Source organism: Leifsonia sp. ALI-44-B (assembly GCF_001984125.1).
Taxonomy (GTDB): Bacteria; Actinomycetota; Actinomycetes; order Actinomycetales; family Microbacteriaceae; genus Okibacterium.
Genome location: NZ_MTQL01000006.1, coordinates 1,264,400 through 1,280,422 on the forward strand (window position 1 = coordinate 1,264,400; position 16,023 = coordinate 1,280,422).

Sequence of the window (16,023 nt, forward strand, 5' to 3'; positions counted from 1 at the left end):
GTGTAATACGGTGGCGATGTGGATGCCGCAGCCAAATTCGTCGACCTCGCCAGAACCCTCGGCGCCGCCGAGCCCGATGCGCGACGTTTCCTCGCCGAACTCGGCCGCCGGGGAGCCGGCGTGCGGCGCGGCCCGCTCTGGTTCCTCGACGCGGGCCGCGGCGGTCGCAACACCATCTCCGGCACGGGCGTGAAGCCCGAATTCGACGACGGCACACGCGGCCAGATCCGCCACTTCACCGGCACGGCCGCGACCGTCGCGCGCATCGGTGCGCGCGCCACGCGTTGGGCCACACTCCACATCCTGCGCGACGGCCCCGACACGGCCGACGGTCGCCTGAGCGAGGCGGCCATCTCCTTCGCCGAGGCACTCCTCTCGGGCGAACTCGCGACGCGCGATGCGGCCGACTGGATCGCCCGCAACATCCTCGCCTGATCGGCTTTTCGGGCGCAGGAATACCGCGAGCACTCCCCTGCTTATAGATAGTTGACCAAAGTCCACTAGATGGTTATAGTTGACCTTTATCAACGATATGGCGCAGCGTCGGGCCAGCAACCACACACGTTTCCTCTGGAGCATCCACTCATGACCACCGCATCAACCGAGGCGCCGCCCGCCCCGAAGATGACGCACCGCCAGGTGCTCGAAGCCCTCTCGGGCCTCCTGCTCGGCATGTTCGTCGCCATCCTCGCCGGCACCGTCGTCTCGACCTCGCTTCCCCGCATCGTCTCCGACCTCAACGGCGACCAGACCGCCTACACCTGGGTCGTCACCGGCACCCTGCTCGCGACCACGGTCTCGACGCCCATCTGGGGCAAGCTCGCCGACCTCTTCAACCGCAAGCTGCTCATCCAGCTCTCGCTCGTCATCTTCGTGATCGGTTCGGCCCTCGCCGGCTTCTCGCAAGACACCAACACGCTCATCATCTTCCGTGTGCTGCAGGGTCTCGGCGCCGGTGGCCTCACGGCACTCAGCCAGATCATCATGGCCGACATCATCAGCCCGCGTGAGCGCGGTCGCTACATGGGCCTCTTCGGCGGCGTCATGGCGGTCGGCACCGTCGGGGGCCCGCTCATCGGCGGCCTGCTCACGGATGGCTTCGGATGGCGCTGGAACTTCTTCGTGGCCCTGCCCGTCGCGATCGTAGCCATCATCCTGTTGCAGAAGACGCTGCACCTGCCCAAGGTCGTCAAGCGCGTCGTCTCGATCGACTACCTCGGTGCCATCCTCATCGCCGGCGGTGTCTCGTTGCTGCTGATCTGGGTCTCCATGGCCGGAAACCAGTTCGACTGGTGGAGCACCACGACCGCGTGGATGGTGGGAGGCGCCGTCGTGGCCCTCGTGCTCGCTGTTATCGTCGAGCTGCGCGCCAAGGAGCCCATCCTGCCGATGAGCCTCTTCAAGAACCGCACCTTCACGCTCGCCGTCATCGCCTCGATCTCGGTCGGTGTGGCCATGTTCGGCACGTCGGTCTACCTCGCGCAGTACATGCAGCTCGCCCGTGGCGCCTCGCCCACCGAGTCGGGTCTGCTCACGCTGCCCATGATCGCCGGCCTGCTGCTCTCGTCGACCATCATCGGCAACATCATCAGCCGCACGGGCGTGTGGAAGCCGTACATGATCGGCGGCTCGATCGCTCTCGCCATCGGCCTGGGCCTCATGGGCACCATCCACTACGACACCAACTACGTGCTCGTCTCGGTCTACATGCTGATCCTCGGCGCCGGTGTCGGTGCCGTCATGCAGAACCTGGTGCTCGTCGTGCAGAACGCCGTTCAGCCGAGCGAACTCGGTGCCTCGAGCGCCGGTGTCGCCTTCTTCCGCAGCCTCGGCGGCACGGTCGGCGTCTCGGTCATGGGTGCCATCCTGGCCACGCGCGTCTCCGACTCGCTGTCCGCCAGCACGGCCCAGCTGCAGGCCGCCCTGGCGAAGCTCGGCGCCGAGGGTGCCAAGATCGGCGAGGCGCTCGCATCCGGAACCATTCCCAAGGTGTCGACGCTGCCCGATTCGGTGCGGCCCATCATCGAGTCGGCCTACGGCGAAGGCGTCGCGCACGTCTTCCTGCTGGCCGCCCCGCTCGCCCTCGTCACGATCCTCGCGATCGTCTTCCTGCCGAACCTCAGCCTCGGCACCAAGACGGCCCTCGAGCGTCGCGAAGAGACCCGCCTGCAGGAGTCCGAGGAGCGCGTGTTCGACACGGCCATCGCCTCGATCGACGGCACACCCACCGGTTCGATCGGCGTGGTCCGCGACGGCGAGAAGCGGGATGCCTCTGCCTCCGCCCCCGCCTCCGGCGAGCACGGCACCGAAGACAGCGCCCGTCGTTCGGGCAAATAGCACCATGAGCCACGCACTCGACGCCCCGCACGACCCCGCTGTCGACCAGTCCATCGCCCGCGTGGAGGAGCAGTTCGGACTGCTCATCAACCGGGTGAAGGCGTCGATGCGGGACCGTGCCGAGCGGGTCTACCCCGGCCTGCAGCCGGTCGGGTACAAGGTTCTCTCCACCGTGGTCCGGGCAGGGCGCCTGCAGTCTGGCGCCCTGTCCGAGATGCTCATGACCGATAAGAGCATCATCAGCCGCACGGTCAAATACCTCGAACAGGTCGGGCTCATCACGCGTGAGCCCGACCCGCTCGACGGTCGCTCGAGCTACGTCGTACCGACGGCCATCGCCGTCGAACGCATGGATGCCGTGCGACTCGACGATCAAGAGATGCTCTACGACCGCCTGCGCGGCTGGGATCTGGGCGACGTCGAACGGCTCGCCACCCTGCTGCACATGCTCAACGAGACCGTGCCGACGGGCGCCTCGGCGGCCACGCGCGAGCGGGAACACGAGCAGAGTTCGCCGTCGGGAGCCTGCTGACGCCCGACTAGCGCCCCGGTCGCTTGCGGGGAAGCCCGGCGGCCGCCGCGCGAGACAGCGTCGTGACGGCCGTCTCCAGCGGACCCCGGCGCCCGAGCAACGCCAGCACGAGGCCGATGAGCAGCGCCCCGGCCACGTGCAGCAGCCAGAGCTGCGGGCTCGACACGAGCCACATGAGGTCCTCGATCATCCACGCATCGGGCGGCAGCGCGGCGGCCGTCGCCGCCTCGACGAAAACGTGCGTGCAATAGATGGTGAGTGGAGCTGCACCGGCCGCCACCACCGGAGCGAGAACCGCGGCGCCCACACCCCGCACCGCGAAGCCGGCGAACAGGCACAGTCCGATGACCGCCACGGCCGTGCCCGCCGTGAGCACGACGTCGAGCGTGGCGCCCGAATGCGCGAGCGACGACGCCAGCCACCACGGGCTCTCGAGCGGCACGAGACCGAAGCCCGAGCCCTGCAGGTCCGTTTCGACCAGGTCGCGGCCCTGCGTGCCGGTCGTGTAGCCCCGCGTCAGCGCGATGGCGTCGATGCCGCCGAGCGGTCCGAGCGCCAGAGAAGACAGCGCCCACCCGGCGAAAGCGGCCGCCGCTCCACCGAGGGTGAGCCGCAGGGCGAGGCGCCGCAGCATCCGACCGCCGTCTTGTTCTACGGAGGCCCGGGCCACCAGCACGAGACGACCGACGGCCATGCCCACGAGCAGGTAGACGATCCACGTGAAGACCGGATAGACGCCCGTGACGAAGAGGTCTGGCACGAACTGGGGGTCGCCGAGATTCGTCCACGACGGGTTTGCGAACCCGGTATCCGTCAGCCACTCCGTACGGATGCCGAACGAGACCACCGGCCACACGACCGCCCACAGCACGGCCACGCCGACGAGCGCGCCGGCCCGCAACCGCAGGAACGGAATGGTCAACCAGAACGATGCCCCGTAGAAGACGAGGATGATGGCGATACCGCTGTCGACGAGGCCCACCGTCAGGCCGATCGCCATGACCACGGCGCCCCGGGCGAGCAGGGCACGGATGGCGGGAGCCATCCCCCGGGGTGCCCCGAAGAGCTCGAAGGACCCGGGCGACTTGGATGATTCGAACGACTCGGATGACGAAGCGGTTTCAGCCGAGCGATTGCGCGCCGCCGGTCGACCATCCGAGCCGCGCCCGCTCCCGTCGACCCCACCCAGGTAGCGCCGCATCGACAGCACGACGCCGATGCCCGCCAGCACGGCGAAGAGGGCCGCCGCGCGCCCCTGCACGAGCGTGAGCGCGAGCGTGGGGCCCCCCTCGGGCAGCCGCTCGTTCCAGACGTGAGCGGCCATCATGCCGATGAGCGCGAGGAAGCGCGCCAGATCGAGGCCGACGACCCGCCCGCCGGCGAGGCGCGCGAAACCGAACGCCCGGCGGGGCGTGTCGTGACCGCTGCGGGTGGACGCGTCGGCTCCGTCAGTGGAGGTCGACGCGGCATCCGCCCGCGTCATCCGTTGCGCCAGCTGTGCTCGGGTTCGAAGCCCAGCACGCGCCGGGCCTTGTCGATCGAGAGCAGGGTCTCGTTGTCGCCCAGCTCGCTGAGGTCACGCGCGAGCGGCACGCCCGGGAACACCTCGGCGACGAGCTCGGAGTTGGGCCTGCTCATGACGGTGTCGGCGGCCGCGATGATGAACCGGTCGAACCCGGTCGTCTGCCACGCCAAGGCCTTCTCGATCGCCTGCGCACCGTCGCGCGCGTCGATGTAGCCCCAGAGGTTCCATTTGCGCAGGGTGGCGTCGGCGTCGAACGAGGGGAACTCGGCATAGTCCTCTGGCGCCATCACGTTCGAGAACCGCAGGCCCACGATCTTGAGGTCGTCGTGCCAGCGCGTCAACTCGATGGCCATCTGCTCTTCGAGGTGCTTCACGAGCGAGTAGGTGCTCTCGGGCCGCGCCGCATACTCCTCGTCGACGGGGATGTAGGGCGGCGGGGTGTCGAACGGCAACCCCAACACGGTCTCGCTCGACGCATACACGACATTGCGGATGCCTGCACGGGTCGCCCCGTGGAACACGTTGTATGTGGACAGCATGTTGTTGTGGAACGTGGCCACGTCGCTCGCCAGCCCGGGCGCCGGGATGGCCGCGAGATGCACGACGGCGTCGAACCCGCCGATCTTGTCGTTGATACCCCCGAGCGCATCGACCACCTGGCCGTAATCGCGCAGGTCCACGCGCGTGAACAGCGGCCCCCGCTCCCCCGCCTGATCGAGGTTCACGACCTCGTTGCCACTCTCGACGAGCGCCGCGACGACCGCGCGACCCAACTTTCCCGACCCACCGGTCACCGCAATACGCATGGAATCTATTCTGACCCGGGAATGTCTCCTCGGCTAGCCGTCGAGCCGCATTCGGTCGAGCTCGCCCGACACGCCTCCGCCGGTTCGCCTGCGCGCCCGGGGAGAGGGACAATAGATAAGTGAATCCCCTGCTCGCTGGCCGCATCGTCGTCGATGGTGACGACCGTATCGCCTGGCTGCGGGCACGCTCGCGCGGAATCACGGCAACGGATGTCGCCAAGCTCAGCACTCCGGCATCCATCCAGTCGGCCGCGACGGCGAAGCTCATGGGCACGGGCTTCGGCGGCAACCGCTACACCGACCACGGCAAGGCGCGCGAACCCGAGATCGCCCGCTGGGTGGCCGCCACGCACGGCATCCAGCCGTCCTCGGCGCTCTTCCACAGCGAATACGAGCGCCGCCACCTGGCCACGCCCGACGGCCTCGCGAGCACCGAAGACGGGCGCGTCATCCTCAGCGAGATCAAGACGACCAACAAGTCGTGGCGCAGCATCCCGCGTCACTATCTGCGGCAGGTGTGGTGGCAGCAATACGTGTTGGGCGCCGAACGCACGCTCGTGGTGTGGGAGCAGCACAACGATTTCGTGCCCCTCGACGACGAGCCGCTCTGCCGCTGGGTCGACCGCGACGAACGCGAGATCAACACGCTCGTCACCATGGCGAATGCGCTCATCGACGAGCTGCACCGCCGCACGACACGCCCCGCCTGACACCCTGGCGGACACCTCTCGGTGGTCTCCGATGCAGTCTTAGCAGTGCGGTGACGCCCCCGAAACATGCGCGAATCATTGCCCCGTGAGACTGACACCAGCACGGCACACGACCCGAACGGTGCCTCGACCATCCGCAACGACAGAGGGGGTACGATGCGCCAGGCAATGCATGAGTCGTGGCTGACTCACACCGAACCACTACCGATCGAAGAGGTTCCCGAGCGCATGACGGCCGCCGTCATCGACGCCGTCGGGGGCCCCGAGCAGCTGCACCTCGCCGAGGTCGACACGCCCCGTCAGGTGAACTCCGAGTTCATCGTGCGCGTCGTCGCCGCCGGCGTCAATCCGCTCGACGTCAAGACTCGGGCGGGCCGCGGTGTCGCGGCGGGCATCGGGTCCTACCCGGCCGTGCTGGGCATGGACTTCTCGGGCGTCGTCGTGCGAGCCCCCTACGAGGCGCACCCGCTGCACCCCGGAACCGAGGTCTACGGCATGGTGTCGTTCCCCCGCTACCCGGGCAGTTATGCGCAATACGTCTCGGTTCCGAGCCTGTCGCTGGCCCGCAAACCTGTGGCGCTCTCGCATGTCGAGGCCGCCGGCATCCCTGTTGCGGCCCTCACGGCCTGGGGCATGGTGGTCGAGGTCGCCAAGGCGCACGAGGGCCAGCGCATCCTCATCCACGCCGGCTCGGGCGGCGTCGGCCACTTCGCCGTGCAGTTTGCCAAATACTTCGGCGCCCAAGTCATCGCCACGGGTTCGGCTCGCAACAAGGGATGGCTGCACGAACTCGGTGCCAGCGAATTCATCGACTACGAGGCCCAACGTTTCGAAGACGTGCTCACCGAGGTGGATGTCGTCATCGACCTCGTCGGCAACGTGCACGACGACACCGGCTCCCGTTCCTTGAAGGTCTTGCGGCACGGCGGACTCATCGTCAACGCCCCGACGGGCAGCTGGCCCACGTTCCTCGACGAGGTCGCCGAGGCCGGTGTGCGCGGCACGACCTACAAGGTCGCCCCCGACGGCAACACCCTCTCCACGGTGTCGCGGCTGCTCGAATCGGGCGATGTGCGCGTGTTCGTCGATCAGGTCTTCGACCTGTCGCAGGCATCCGAAGCTCACGCGGCCCTCGAGACGGGGCACACGCGCGGCAAGATCGTGCTGCACGTCGCCGACAGCTAGGCGGCGGAGCGACAACCGGGGCGCTGGCGCAGTCACACGGTCGCGCTGCCACGCCGCGGGGCCGGCGCTCACTCCGGCCGCTCGCCTCAGGCCGTCCCGGTGTTGAGCAACCGGTCTCCGAGCTCGCTGCGTAGGTACAGCACGCTGTGCCCGTAGCGCGTCGAGGTGACGAGCCCTACGGCCCGGAGCGCCCGCAGATGCTGGTTCACGGCCGACGTGCTCACGCCGAAGCGCAGGCCGAGTTCGGTCGACGATGCCGGCTCGGCCAGGGCGGCGAGCAGCGCGGCCCGCACCCGCCCGAGCACGTTGGTCACGGCATCCGCATCGCCCGTCGGTTGGGCTTCCCACATGGCGCCCTGACCGCGTGCCGGATACATGACCATGGGCGGCTCGTCGTCCTCCACGGGCGACGACCCGCGGCGCGTGAACATGGTGGGCACGAGCGTGATGCCGAGCCCCGCGGTGGGCAGCGTGCGATCGCCGGGTGACATGACGTCGATCGACAGCACACCGTCGGCATAGCTCATCGAATCGCCCAGGTTGTTGAGCATGGCGGCCAGACCGTTCTGCGCGATCTGCCGCCCCCGAAACACGATGTCGGCCTCGAGGATGGTGCGCATGCGCCCCCAGTACGGCTGAAAGCAGCTCTGCCAATAGTGTTCGAGGCCGCGCAGCATCCGCTCGATAGCTCGATGCGGGTCACCCGCGAACACGCGCGGAACAGTGCCATGGACGGCCTCGAGCTGCCGCCGGAACACAGCAGGATCGATCGCGGCGAGTCGGGCGAACTCGTCCTCAATGCGAGTGAGCGGCGAGGCCGCCCGCGGGTTCAGAAAGTCAGGCGTCCACTGCCTCGTGTCGATCAGCGCGCTCAACACCTCGGTGTCGACATCGCGCCTGGCCTCCTGCGTGTGCCGCAACCACGGCAGCTGCAGCGGGTAGCGAGATGGCTCGGTCAGGGCCCGCAACGACAGCCCGAGTTCGCACAGCGGTGAGATGCCGAAGCGCAGCCCCGCGAGCTCGACGTCGTCCAGGGTGTAACGCAACATGAAGCACAACGCTACATCACTGCCGGACGCCACCCCGCCCGTGGGAGAACTGATCCGTGAGCAACATTCCGCCTTCCGCCGAAACCGGCAGCATCCCCCGTCTCGATCCCGCACCCCTCGCCGACCCCACGCCCGAGGGCCCCGAATCCTCCCGAGGCCTCTCCGGCCTACGCCGGCGCCTGCCAGCCGCCCTGCAAAACCCCGTACTGCGCGTGCTCATCGCCTCCACGTTCGTGCACACCCTCGGCCGCGGAGTCTTCCTCACCGTCACGGTGCTCTATTTCAGCCTCATCGTGGGACTCAACGCGGCCGAGGTCGCCGTCGTCCTCACGGCCGCGAGTGCTGTCGGCGTCGCGACCTCGTTCCTCGGCGGCTTCCTCGCCGACCGCCTGAGCGCCCGCCTCCTGTCGATCATCGCGGCGGCAGGCTCGGGCCTCGCGCTCATGGCTTACACGCTGGCCGACTCCTTCGTCACGACCCTCGTCATCGCGTGCATCGTCGACGGTCTGATGAGCGCCGAGCACGCCATCCGCGGCGCCATCATCGCCCGCGCGTTCACGGGAACTGAGCGCGTCTCGGCCCGCGCCATCTTGCGCACCGTCACCAACATCGGCATCGCGGTCGGTTCGGGCGCGGGCGGCATCGCCCTGCTGATCTCCACCCCCGAGGCCTACCGCTGGACCATGCTGGGTGCCGGCGCCATCACGGCCGCCAGCGCGCTCCTCCTCGCCAAGCTGCCCACCACGGTCGACGCGCACCGCCCGTCCGCGGGCGAAACCGCCGAGCGCCTCAGTGGCCTGTCCCCCTGGCGCAACCCGTGCTATCTGGTCTTCACCACCCTCTCGGGCATCTTCGCCATCCAGTTCGCGGTCTTCGAGATCGGGGTGCCGCTCTGGATCATCCACGACACGGATGCTCCGCCCGCCGTCGTCGCCCTGCTCACGTTCATCAACACCGCGTTGGTGATCGCGTTCCAGATCCCCCTGTCTCGCGGCACGCACGACATGCGTTATGCCGGTCGCGTCTCGTTCGTCGCCGGAATCCTCATGGCGGGTGCCTGCGTGCTCTACTTCACGGCATCACTCACGGCCGCGGTCGCCACCGTCGTGGTCCTGCTCGTGGCCTTGGTGCTGCACTCGTTCGCCGAGATCCTCTCGTCGGCCAGCTCGTGGGGCCTGTCGTTCGAGCTCGCCGACCAGCGCCTGGCGGGCAGCTACCAGGGCGTCTACTCGATGGGCTACTCCCTCGGCACCATGGTCGCCCCGCTCATCGTGACGGGTCTCGCGATCACGCACGGTCTCTGGGGATGGTTGGGCCTCGCCGCCCTCTTCATCGCCTGCGCTTCGGGCATCACCCTCATCGCGTCGCGCGCCGCCTCCCGCACCCCCTGAGAAGTGGCGGGCACCTTCGTGGCAACCGCAACAAGCTGACCGAGATGCCCGTCCTCTGGGCCTACGCTCGTCTGCGCCGCCGCCTCCGTTAACGCAAGAATGGCCCGCCGAAGCGGGCCATTCTTGTGATGCTGTATCGCGCTGAGTCGTAAAGACTTAGGCGAGGATGTTCACATCGAGGGGGATGCCGGGGCCGAACGTGGTCGACACCGTGCCCTTCTGGATGTAGCGACCCTTGGAGGAGGACGGCTTCAAGCGGACGACCTCTTCGAGGGCGGCGTTGATGTTCTCGTCGAGCTGCTCGGGCGTGAAGCTGGCCTTGCCCACGACGAAGTGCACGTTGGAGTGCTTGTCGACGCGGAACTCGATCTTTCCGCCCTTGATCTCGGTGACGGCCTTGGCGACGTCGGGCGTCACGGTGCCGGTCTTCGGGTTCGGCATGAGGCCACGGGGACCAAGCACCTTACCGAGACGACCGACCTTGCCCATGAGCTCGGGGGTCGAGACGGCGGAGTCGAAGTTCGTGTAACCCTCGGACACCTTCTGGATGAGCTCGTCGCCACCGACCTCGTCGGCACCGGCTGCGAGAGCGGCTTCGGCGGCCGGACCGGTCGCGAAGACGATGACGCGCGCGGTCTTACCCGTGCCGTGGGGCAGGATGACGGTTCCACGAACCATCTGGTCTGCCTTGCGGGGGTCGACACCGAGCTTCAGAGCGACCTCGACGGTGCTGTTGAACTTCGAAGAGCCGGTCTCTTTGGCGAGCTCGACGGCTTCGGTGGGCGTGTAGAACTTGTCAGCCTGGATCTTGTCGGCTGCGGCCCGGTAGGCCTTAGACTTCTGTGCCATTTTGTTCTCCCATTCGAGAATGTGGTGTGCCTACGCCGGAACCCGCGGGTTCCTGGTGCAGTCGCGCCTGGCTAGCGCTGCCACGATGTTGAAAAAAGGGTGGACTGCTTAGCCTTCGACGGTGATGCCCATGGAACGGGCGGTGCCGGCGATGATCTTCGAGGCGGCGTCGATGTCGTTGGCGTTCAGGTCGACGAGCTTCGCCTCAGCGATTTCGCGAACCTGGTCCTTGGTGAGCTTGGCAACCTTGACGGTGTGCGGCGTGCCGGAACCCTTGGCGACGCCGGCAGCCTTCTTGATGAGCTCGGCGGCGGGCGGGGTCTTCAGGATGAACGTGAACGAGCGGTCTTCGTAGACCGTGATCTCGACGGGGATGACGTTGCCGCGCTGGGCCTCGGTCGCCGCGTTGTAAGCCTTGCAGAACTCCATGATGTTCACGCCGTGCTGACCCAGGGCGGGGCCGATGGGCGGGGCCGGGTTGGCGGCGCCGGCCTTGATCTGAAGCTTGATCAGACCTGTGACCTTCTTCTTCGGTGCCATGTTTCTTCCTTCTTTCTGAGGTTCGAGCTCCCCGCGAGGGGGCGCTCTCCCACGAACCGGTTGGTTCGCGGTGGTCTAAAAAATCTGTGGATGCTGCGAGCGGCGTCGGCCGAAGCTACAGCTTGGTGACCTGATCGAAGCTGAGCTCGACCGGGGTCTCGCGCTCGAACAGTGATACGAGGACCGTGAGCTTGCCGCTCTCGGGCTTGATCTCGCTGATCGAACCGGGCAGGCCCGCGAACGAACCTTCCTTGATCGTGATGGTCTCGCCGATCTCGAAGTCGACCTCGGCAACGGCGGCGCGGGCCTGGGTCTGGCCACCCTTCTGGGCGCCTCCCTTGGCGGGTGCCTGCTCCTTGACCTCGACGAGGCTCTTCAACATGTTGAAGGACTCCTCGAAACGCAGCGGCGTCGGGTTGTGAGCGTTGCCCACGAAGCCCGTGACACCGGGCGTGTGGCGCACCACGGACCAGCTGTCTTCGTTGAGGTCCATGCGCACGAGCACGTAGCCCGGGATGCGCACACGAGTGACCATCTTGCGCTGGCCGTTCTTGATCTCGACGACGTCTTCCATGGGAACTTCGACCTGGTAGATGAAGTCGGCGACGTCGAGCGAGCCCTTGCGCTGCTCGATGTTGGCCTTCACCTTGCGCTCGAAGCCCGCGTAGGAGTGGATGACGAACCACTTGCCGGGCAGCGAACGCAGCTCGGCGCGGAACGCGTCGTACGGGTCGACCTCGACGTCGGAGGCCTCGGCCTCTTCTCCGTCTTCGGCGTCGTCGTCTTCATCGGCACCGAAACCGTTGTCTGCGGCAACCTCGTCGACCTGCGCCTGGGCGTCTTCGGCGGACTCGGCGTTGTCGCTCTCGGAGGAGAACAGCTCTTCGCTGAGGCTCTCGGGCGTGAGCGTGATGGGGTCTTCTTCTTCGTCTTCGACGGCCTCGGCGGCAGCTTCTGCCTCGTCTGCGTCGTCGATGTCGAGGGCGTCGTCGACCACGGCGTCAGCTTCGGGGTCGTTGGCCTCGGCCATGGCGTCGAGAACGGCGTCGAGGTCTACCTCATCGCTTTCGACGTGGATGGCTTCGTGCTCGGCAGCGTCGACGGAGTCTTCGGCGGCGGCGAGGGTCTCGCCCTCCTGCACCTCATCGACTTCGCTCGACTGCTCGGCAGCGGTCGCCCAATCGACGTCGTCGCGATTTCTCTCTGACACTGAATCTCTTCCCTTTACTGTTCCCGGACTTGCGTGGAGGTCATCCACCGCACCGTCTCGGTGTGCATTGCTTGTGTGTTCTGGAACCGCGCCTCGTCGAGGGGCGAGCCGATCAGAAACGGGGGCCGGATGCCATCATCCGCCCGGCTCCAGCCGGTCAGACCCCGGGGGTGCCGAAGGTCAGGAGGACCAGCCAGGAGAACAGCTGGTCGAGCCCGTAGACGATAGCCATCATGATCACGACGAATACCAGCACGACGCCGGTGTAGCTCAGCAGCTCTTTACGAGTCGGGGTGACGACCTTCTTGAGCTCGCCGATCACCTGCTTGATGAACAAGATGATGCCCGCGAAGGGTCCACGCTTTTCGGCGCGTTCCCGCTTCGCTGTTGCGACGATTTCCTCGCTGGGTTCGTCGATAACTTTTCGAGCCATCTCGTTTACACCTTTCGTGTGCCGACACTGTCATGTCGACGCGCAGGGCGGACAGGACTTGAACCTGCAACCTGCGGTTTTGGAGACCGCTGCTCTACCAATTGAGCCACCGCCCTATGGAACTCCCGGAGGGAACTCCCTGGCAATCGTAGCGAACCCTGCGCGAATCCGCTCGATCTGAACCCCACGGCCAGCCACCGACCTCCTGTGAAAAAGGGCAGAGAAAAGCTTGGCAGGATTCGAGTGCCGCCCTCCAGTGTAGGGGACGGCTGGCCGTGAGTAAAGCTGGGGCCGGGCCGCCCGGCGGGTCGCCGGGCCCGCCGTCGCCCAGGCGTCGGCACATGCCTCGAGCCAGGCGTCGAGCCGAGCGTCAGCGGTCGCGCTGCTCGAGCGGCACGACCATGGGGTCGCCCGTCACGGGGTCGGGGATCACGAGAGCGTGCAGCCCGAACACGTCGAGCACGAGATCGGCATCGACGATGTCCGCGGGCGCCCCCTCGGCCACCACACGGCCATCCTTCATGGCGATGAGGTGGTCGGCGTATCGGAAGGCCAGGTTGAGGTCGTGCAGCACGGCGACGAGCGTGTATTCGCCTGAGGCGTGCAGCGACCGGCACAGGTCGAGCACATCGAGCTGGTGCGCGATATCGAGGTAGGTGGTGGGCTCGTCGAGCAGCAGTACGGGCGTCTGCTGCGCGAGCACCATGGCGAGCCACACGCGCTGGCGCTGGCCGCCGGACAGTTCGTCGACGCTGCGTCCCGCCAGATGCGTGATGTCGGTGGCGGTCATGGCGCGCTGGACGGCGGCTTCGTCATCCGGGGACCATTGGCGCAACAGGGTCTGGTGCGGAAAACGGCCGCGCGAGACGAGGTCGGAGACGCTGATGCCATCCGGCGCGATCGACGTCTGCGGCAGCAGGCCGAGGCGCCGAGCCACCTCTTTCGAGGAGTACTGCGTGATGGCCTTGCCGTCGAGCACCACATCGCCCGCCGTCGGCTTGAGCAGGCGCGAGAGCGCGCGCAACAGGGTCGATTTGCCGCACGCATTCGGGCCGATGATGGCCGTGAACGATCGCGGCGGGATGCTGACGCTCAACGCTTGCGAGATGACCCGTCCGTCATAACCCAGTGTCAGGTCGCGCCCGGCCAGCGTTTCGGCGTCGATCGCGGAGGCAGCAGTCATGGGGTAAGCCTAGCCTTACCTACTTCACTGGTCGACATATCGTGGTGCCCGCACGGGCCTCCCCGATAGAGTGTGGCCGTGGCCGAACAACTCAGACTGTCCCAGAAAATTTCGTCGATCGCCGAGTCGGCGACCCTCAAAGTAGACGCGAAGGCGAAGGCCCTGCAGGCCGAAGGTCGCCCCGTCATCAGCTACGCCGCCGGCGAGCCCAACTTCCCCACTCCGGCCTTCATCGTCGAAGCCGCCGAGCGGGCCGTGCGCGATCCGAAGAACCACCGCTACACGCCGGCCGCCGGCCTGCCCGATCTGCGTGAGGCGATTGCGCAGAAGACGGCGCGCGACTCGGGGCTCGAGGCATCCGCGAGCCAGGTCATCGTGACGAACGGCGGCAAGCAGTCCGTCTACCAGGCGTTCCAGGTGCTGCTCAACCCGGGTGACGAGGTCATCGTGCCAACGCCCTACTGGACCACCTACCCCGAGGCCATCGCACTGGCGGATGGCGTGACGGTCGAGGTTTTCGCGGGTGCCGAGCAGGAGTACCGCGTGACGGTCGAGCAACTCGAGGCCGCGCGCACCGAACGCACCAAGGTGTTGCTGTTCGTGTCGCCGTCCAACCCCACGGGCTCGGTGTACAGCGAAGAAGAGACCCGCGCCATCGGCGAATGGGCCCTCGAGCACGGCATCTGGGTGATCAGCGACGAGATCTACCAGAACCTGACCTACGACGGCGTTCGTGCCGTGTCGATCGTCGAGGCCGTTCCGGGCCTGGCCGACCAGACGATCCTCGTCAACGGCGTGGCCAAGACCTATGCCATGACCGGTTGGCGCGTGGGCTGGATGGTGGGCCCCGCCGACGCCATCAAGGCCGCGTCGAACCTGCAGTCGCACCTGTCGAGCAACGTGAACAACATCGCGCAGCGCGCCGCCGTGGCCGCCCTGACGGGCCCGCAGGACGAGGTCGTGGCCATGCGCGACGCATTCGATGCGCGCCGCCGCGTGATCGTCGCCGAGCTGAACAAGATCGAGGGGTTCCGCACGCCGACCCCCACGGGCGCGTTCTACGTCTACCCCGACGTGACCGAGATGCTCGGGCGCGAGTGGGGCGGCGTGACGCCGCAGACATCCCTCGAATTGGCCGACCTGATGCTCGAACAGGCCGAGGTGGCCGCGGTTCCGGGCGAGGCGTTCGGCCCGAGCGGATACCTGCGCTTCAGCTACGCCCTGGGCGACGACCAGCTGCTCGAGGGCGTCCAGCGCCTGCAGAAGCTCTTCGCGCGGTAGGGGCTAGATCTCGACGCCCACCAGAACGGGTTCGGGCTGCAGGATGACGCCGAACTCGGACTGTACGCGCGCCTGCACGTAGCGGGCCAGCTCGGCGATCTCGTCCGCGCTCGCGCCGCCGCGGTTGGTGAGGGCCAGCGTGTGCTTGCTCGAGATGGCGGCGTGCGAACCGGGCAGCTGGAAACCGCGGTGCACGCCGGCGTTCTCGATCAACCACGCGGCGCTGAGCTTTACCTGCGCCTCGCGCGGTGCCGGGCGCTGGATCTCGCCCGTGAACTCGTCGAGCGGGATGACCGTCACCGCATCGTCGTCGGCATCGACGGGCCAGCGCGGGGCCCGCTCGGGCAGCGTGCGGGCGAACGACTCGGCGACGACGGGGTTGGTGAAGAACGAGCCCGCGCTCCAGGTGTCGGGGTCTGAGGCATCCCACACCATGCCCTTGGAGGCTCGCAGGGCGAGCACGGTCTTGCGCACCTGGGACACGGCAAGGCGTTCGCCGAGGTCGACGCCCAGCGAGAAGGCGAGCTGGGCGTAGGCGATGGGCTCGCTGAGGCCGCCGTTGTCGTGCAGGTCGATCTCGATGCCGAGCACCACGGCGTCGCGCTCGGGCTCGTCACCGGAGTGGCGCTTGAGGGTGGACGTGCGATAGCCGAGGCCGAGCTCGTCGGCCGGCACACGCGTGACCTCGAGGGTGTGACGGTCGAGCAGGTCGACGGCCACGAGCACCGATTCGAGCTCTTGCCCGTAGGCGCCGATGTTCTGGATGGGCGCGGCACCGCACGATCCCGGGATGCCGCTCAGCGCTTCGATGCCGGCCCAGCCGTGTTCGACGGCGTGCGCCACGAGGCCGTCCCACGATTCGCCCGCCTCGGTGCCTGGCGGGATGACGAGCGGTCGCCCCCCGGCGGCGGAGGCGTATTCGATGAGGTAGCCGATGGCCAGGCCGACGATGGCGAGGCCGATGATGGGCGTGGCGCGCGTGCGGGTCACGG

At 67.5% G+C, this 16,023-nt stretch carries 16 protein-coding genes and 1 tRNA gene; 7 read left to right on the forward strand and 10 right to left on the reverse strand.

Annotation, left to right across the window (positions count from 1 at the left end; genetic code table 11):
* Positions 1 to 18: 18 nt before the first annotated feature.
* The 3 genes from ALI44B_RS06830 (at position 19) to ALI44B_RS06840 (ending at position 2,869) form a co-directional block, all read left to right on the forward strand.
* Entirely contained in the window at positions 19 to 435 is a 417-nt protein-coding gene (locus ALI44B_RS06830) for a hypothetical protein (protein WP_077053854.1), read from the forward strand.
* Positions 436 to 585: 150 nt separating this feature from the next.
* The gene (locus ALI44B_RS06835; protein WP_496507419.1) at positions 586 to 2,337 is read left to right on the forward strand and encodes an MDR family MFS transporter; all 1,752 of its coding nucleotides are present in this window, start codon (positions 586 to 588) and stop codon (positions 2,335 to 2,337) included.
* Positions 2,338 to 2,341: 4 nt separating this feature from the next.
* On the forward strand, positions 2,342 to 2,869 hold the full coding sequence (locus ALI44B_RS06840) for a MarR family winged helix-turn-helix transcriptional regulator (protein WP_077053855.1): 528 nt from the start codon (positions 2,342 to 2,344) through the stop codon (positions 2,867 to 2,869).
* Positions 2,870 to 2,876: 7 nt separating this feature from the next.
* Here ALI44B_RS06840 and ALI44B_RS06845 read toward each other — a convergent pair whose 3' ends face one another.
* On the reverse strand, positions 2,877 to 4,352 hold the full coding sequence (locus ALI44B_RS06845; RefSeq protein ID WP_077053856.1) for a heparan-alpha-glucosaminide N-acetyltransferase domain-containing protein: 1,476 nt from the start codon (positions 4,350 to 4,352) through the stop codon (positions 2,877 to 2,879).
* Positions 4,349 to 5,200, reverse strand: coding sequence for an NAD-dependent epimerase/dehydratase family protein (locus ALI44B_RS06850; RefSeq protein WP_077053857.1), 852 nt, complete (start codon positions 5,198 to 5,200; stop codon positions 4,349 to 4,351). Before ALI44B_RS06850 ends, ALI44B_RS06845 begins: the two co-directional genes overlap by 4 nt.
* A gap of 119 nt (positions 5,201 to 5,319) precedes the next feature.
* Between ALI44B_RS06850 and ALI44B_RS06855 the strand changes: the two genes are divergently transcribed.
* Complete coding sequence (locus ALI44B_RS06855) at positions 5,320 to 5,910, forward strand: YqaJ viral recombinase family protein (protein WP_077053858.1); 591 nt, start codon at positions 5,320 to 5,322, stop codon at positions 5,908 to 5,910.
* Between the two features lie 156 nt (positions 5,911 to 6,066).
* The gene (locus ALI44B_RS06860; protein WP_077053859.1) at positions 6,067 to 7,095 is read left to right on the forward strand and encodes an NADP-dependent oxidoreductase; all 1,029 of its coding nucleotides are present in this window, start codon (positions 6,067 to 6,069) and stop codon (positions 7,093 to 7,095) included.
* An 86-nt stretch (positions 7,096 to 7,181) separates the two neighbouring features.
* Here the strand turns inward: ALI44B_RS06860 and ALI44B_RS06865 are convergent, their stop codons facing one another.
* Positions 7,182 to 8,144, reverse strand: coding sequence for an ArsR/SmtB family transcription factor (locus tag ALI44B_RS06865; RefSeq protein ID WP_077053860.1), 963 nt, complete (start codon positions 8,142 to 8,144; stop codon positions 7,182 to 7,184).
* 56 nt (positions 8,145 to 8,200) lie between these two features.
* On the opposite strand from ALI44B_RS06865, the gene ALI44B_RS06870 reads away from it, so the two are divergent.
* Positions 8,201 to 9,535, forward strand: a complete 1,335-nt coding sequence (locus ALI44B_RS06870; RefSeq protein WP_238592116.1) for an MFS transporter — start codon at positions 8,201 to 8,203, stop codon at positions 9,533 to 9,535.
* Between the two features lie 156 nt (positions 9,536 to 9,691).
* Here the strand turns inward: ALI44B_RS06870 and rplA are convergent, their stop codons facing one another.
* From rplA to ALI44B_RS06900, 6 genes are all read right to left on the reverse strand, one after another.
* Positions 9,692 to 10,384, reverse strand: coding sequence for a 50S ribosomal protein L1 (rplA, locus tag ALI44B_RS06875; protein WP_077053861.1), 693 nt, complete (start codon positions 10,382 to 10,384; stop codon positions 9,692 to 9,694).
* Positions 10,385 to 10,492: 108 nt separating this feature from the next.
* Positions 10,493 to 10,924: a 50S ribosomal protein L11 gene (gene rplK, locus ALI44B_RS06880; RefSeq protein ID WP_077053862.1), complete on the reverse strand. Its 432-nt coding sequence runs from the start codon at positions 10,922 to 10,924 to the stop codon at positions 10,493 to 10,495.
* A 115-nt stretch (positions 10,925 to 11,039) separates the two neighbouring features.
* The gene (gene nusG, locus ALI44B_RS06885) at positions 11,040 to 12,134 is read right to left on the reverse strand and encodes a transcription termination/antitermination protein NusG (protein ID WP_077053863.1); all 1,095 of its coding nucleotides are present in this window, start codon (positions 12,132 to 12,134) and stop codon (positions 11,040 to 11,042) included.
* A 157-nt stretch (positions 12,135 to 12,291) separates the two neighbouring features.
* Complete coding sequence (gene secE / locus ALI44B_RS06890; RefSeq protein WP_077053864.1) at positions 12,292 to 12,567, reverse strand: preprotein translocase subunit SecE; 276 nt, start codon at positions 12,565 to 12,567, stop codon at positions 12,292 to 12,294.
* Between the two features lie 43 nt (positions 12,568 to 12,610).
* Positions 12,611 to 12,683 (reverse strand) — tRNA-Trp (locus ALI44B_RS06895).
* 254 nt (positions 12,684 to 12,937) lie between these two features.
* On the reverse strand, positions 12,938 to 13,750 hold the full coding sequence (locus ALI44B_RS06900; protein ID WP_077053865.1) for an ABC transporter ATP-binding protein: 813 nt from the start codon (positions 13,748 to 13,750) through the stop codon (positions 12,938 to 12,940).
* Between the two features lie 78 nt (positions 13,751 to 13,828).
* Here ALI44B_RS06900 and ALI44B_RS06905 point away from each other — a divergent pair, with 78 nt between their 5' ends.
* Positions 13,829 to 15,031, forward strand: coding sequence for a pyridoxal phosphate-dependent aminotransferase (locus ALI44B_RS06905; protein ID WP_083709623.1), 1,203 nt, complete (start codon positions 13,829 to 13,831; stop codon positions 15,029 to 15,031).
* Between the two features lie 3 nt (positions 15,032 to 15,034).
* Here ALI44B_RS06905 and ALI44B_RS06910 read toward each other — a convergent pair.
* A partial coding sequence (locus tag ALI44B_RS06910) for a UDP-N-acetylmuramate dehydrogenase (protein WP_143459023.1) occupies positions 15,035 to 16,023 on the reverse strand: 989 nt, incomplete at its 5' end.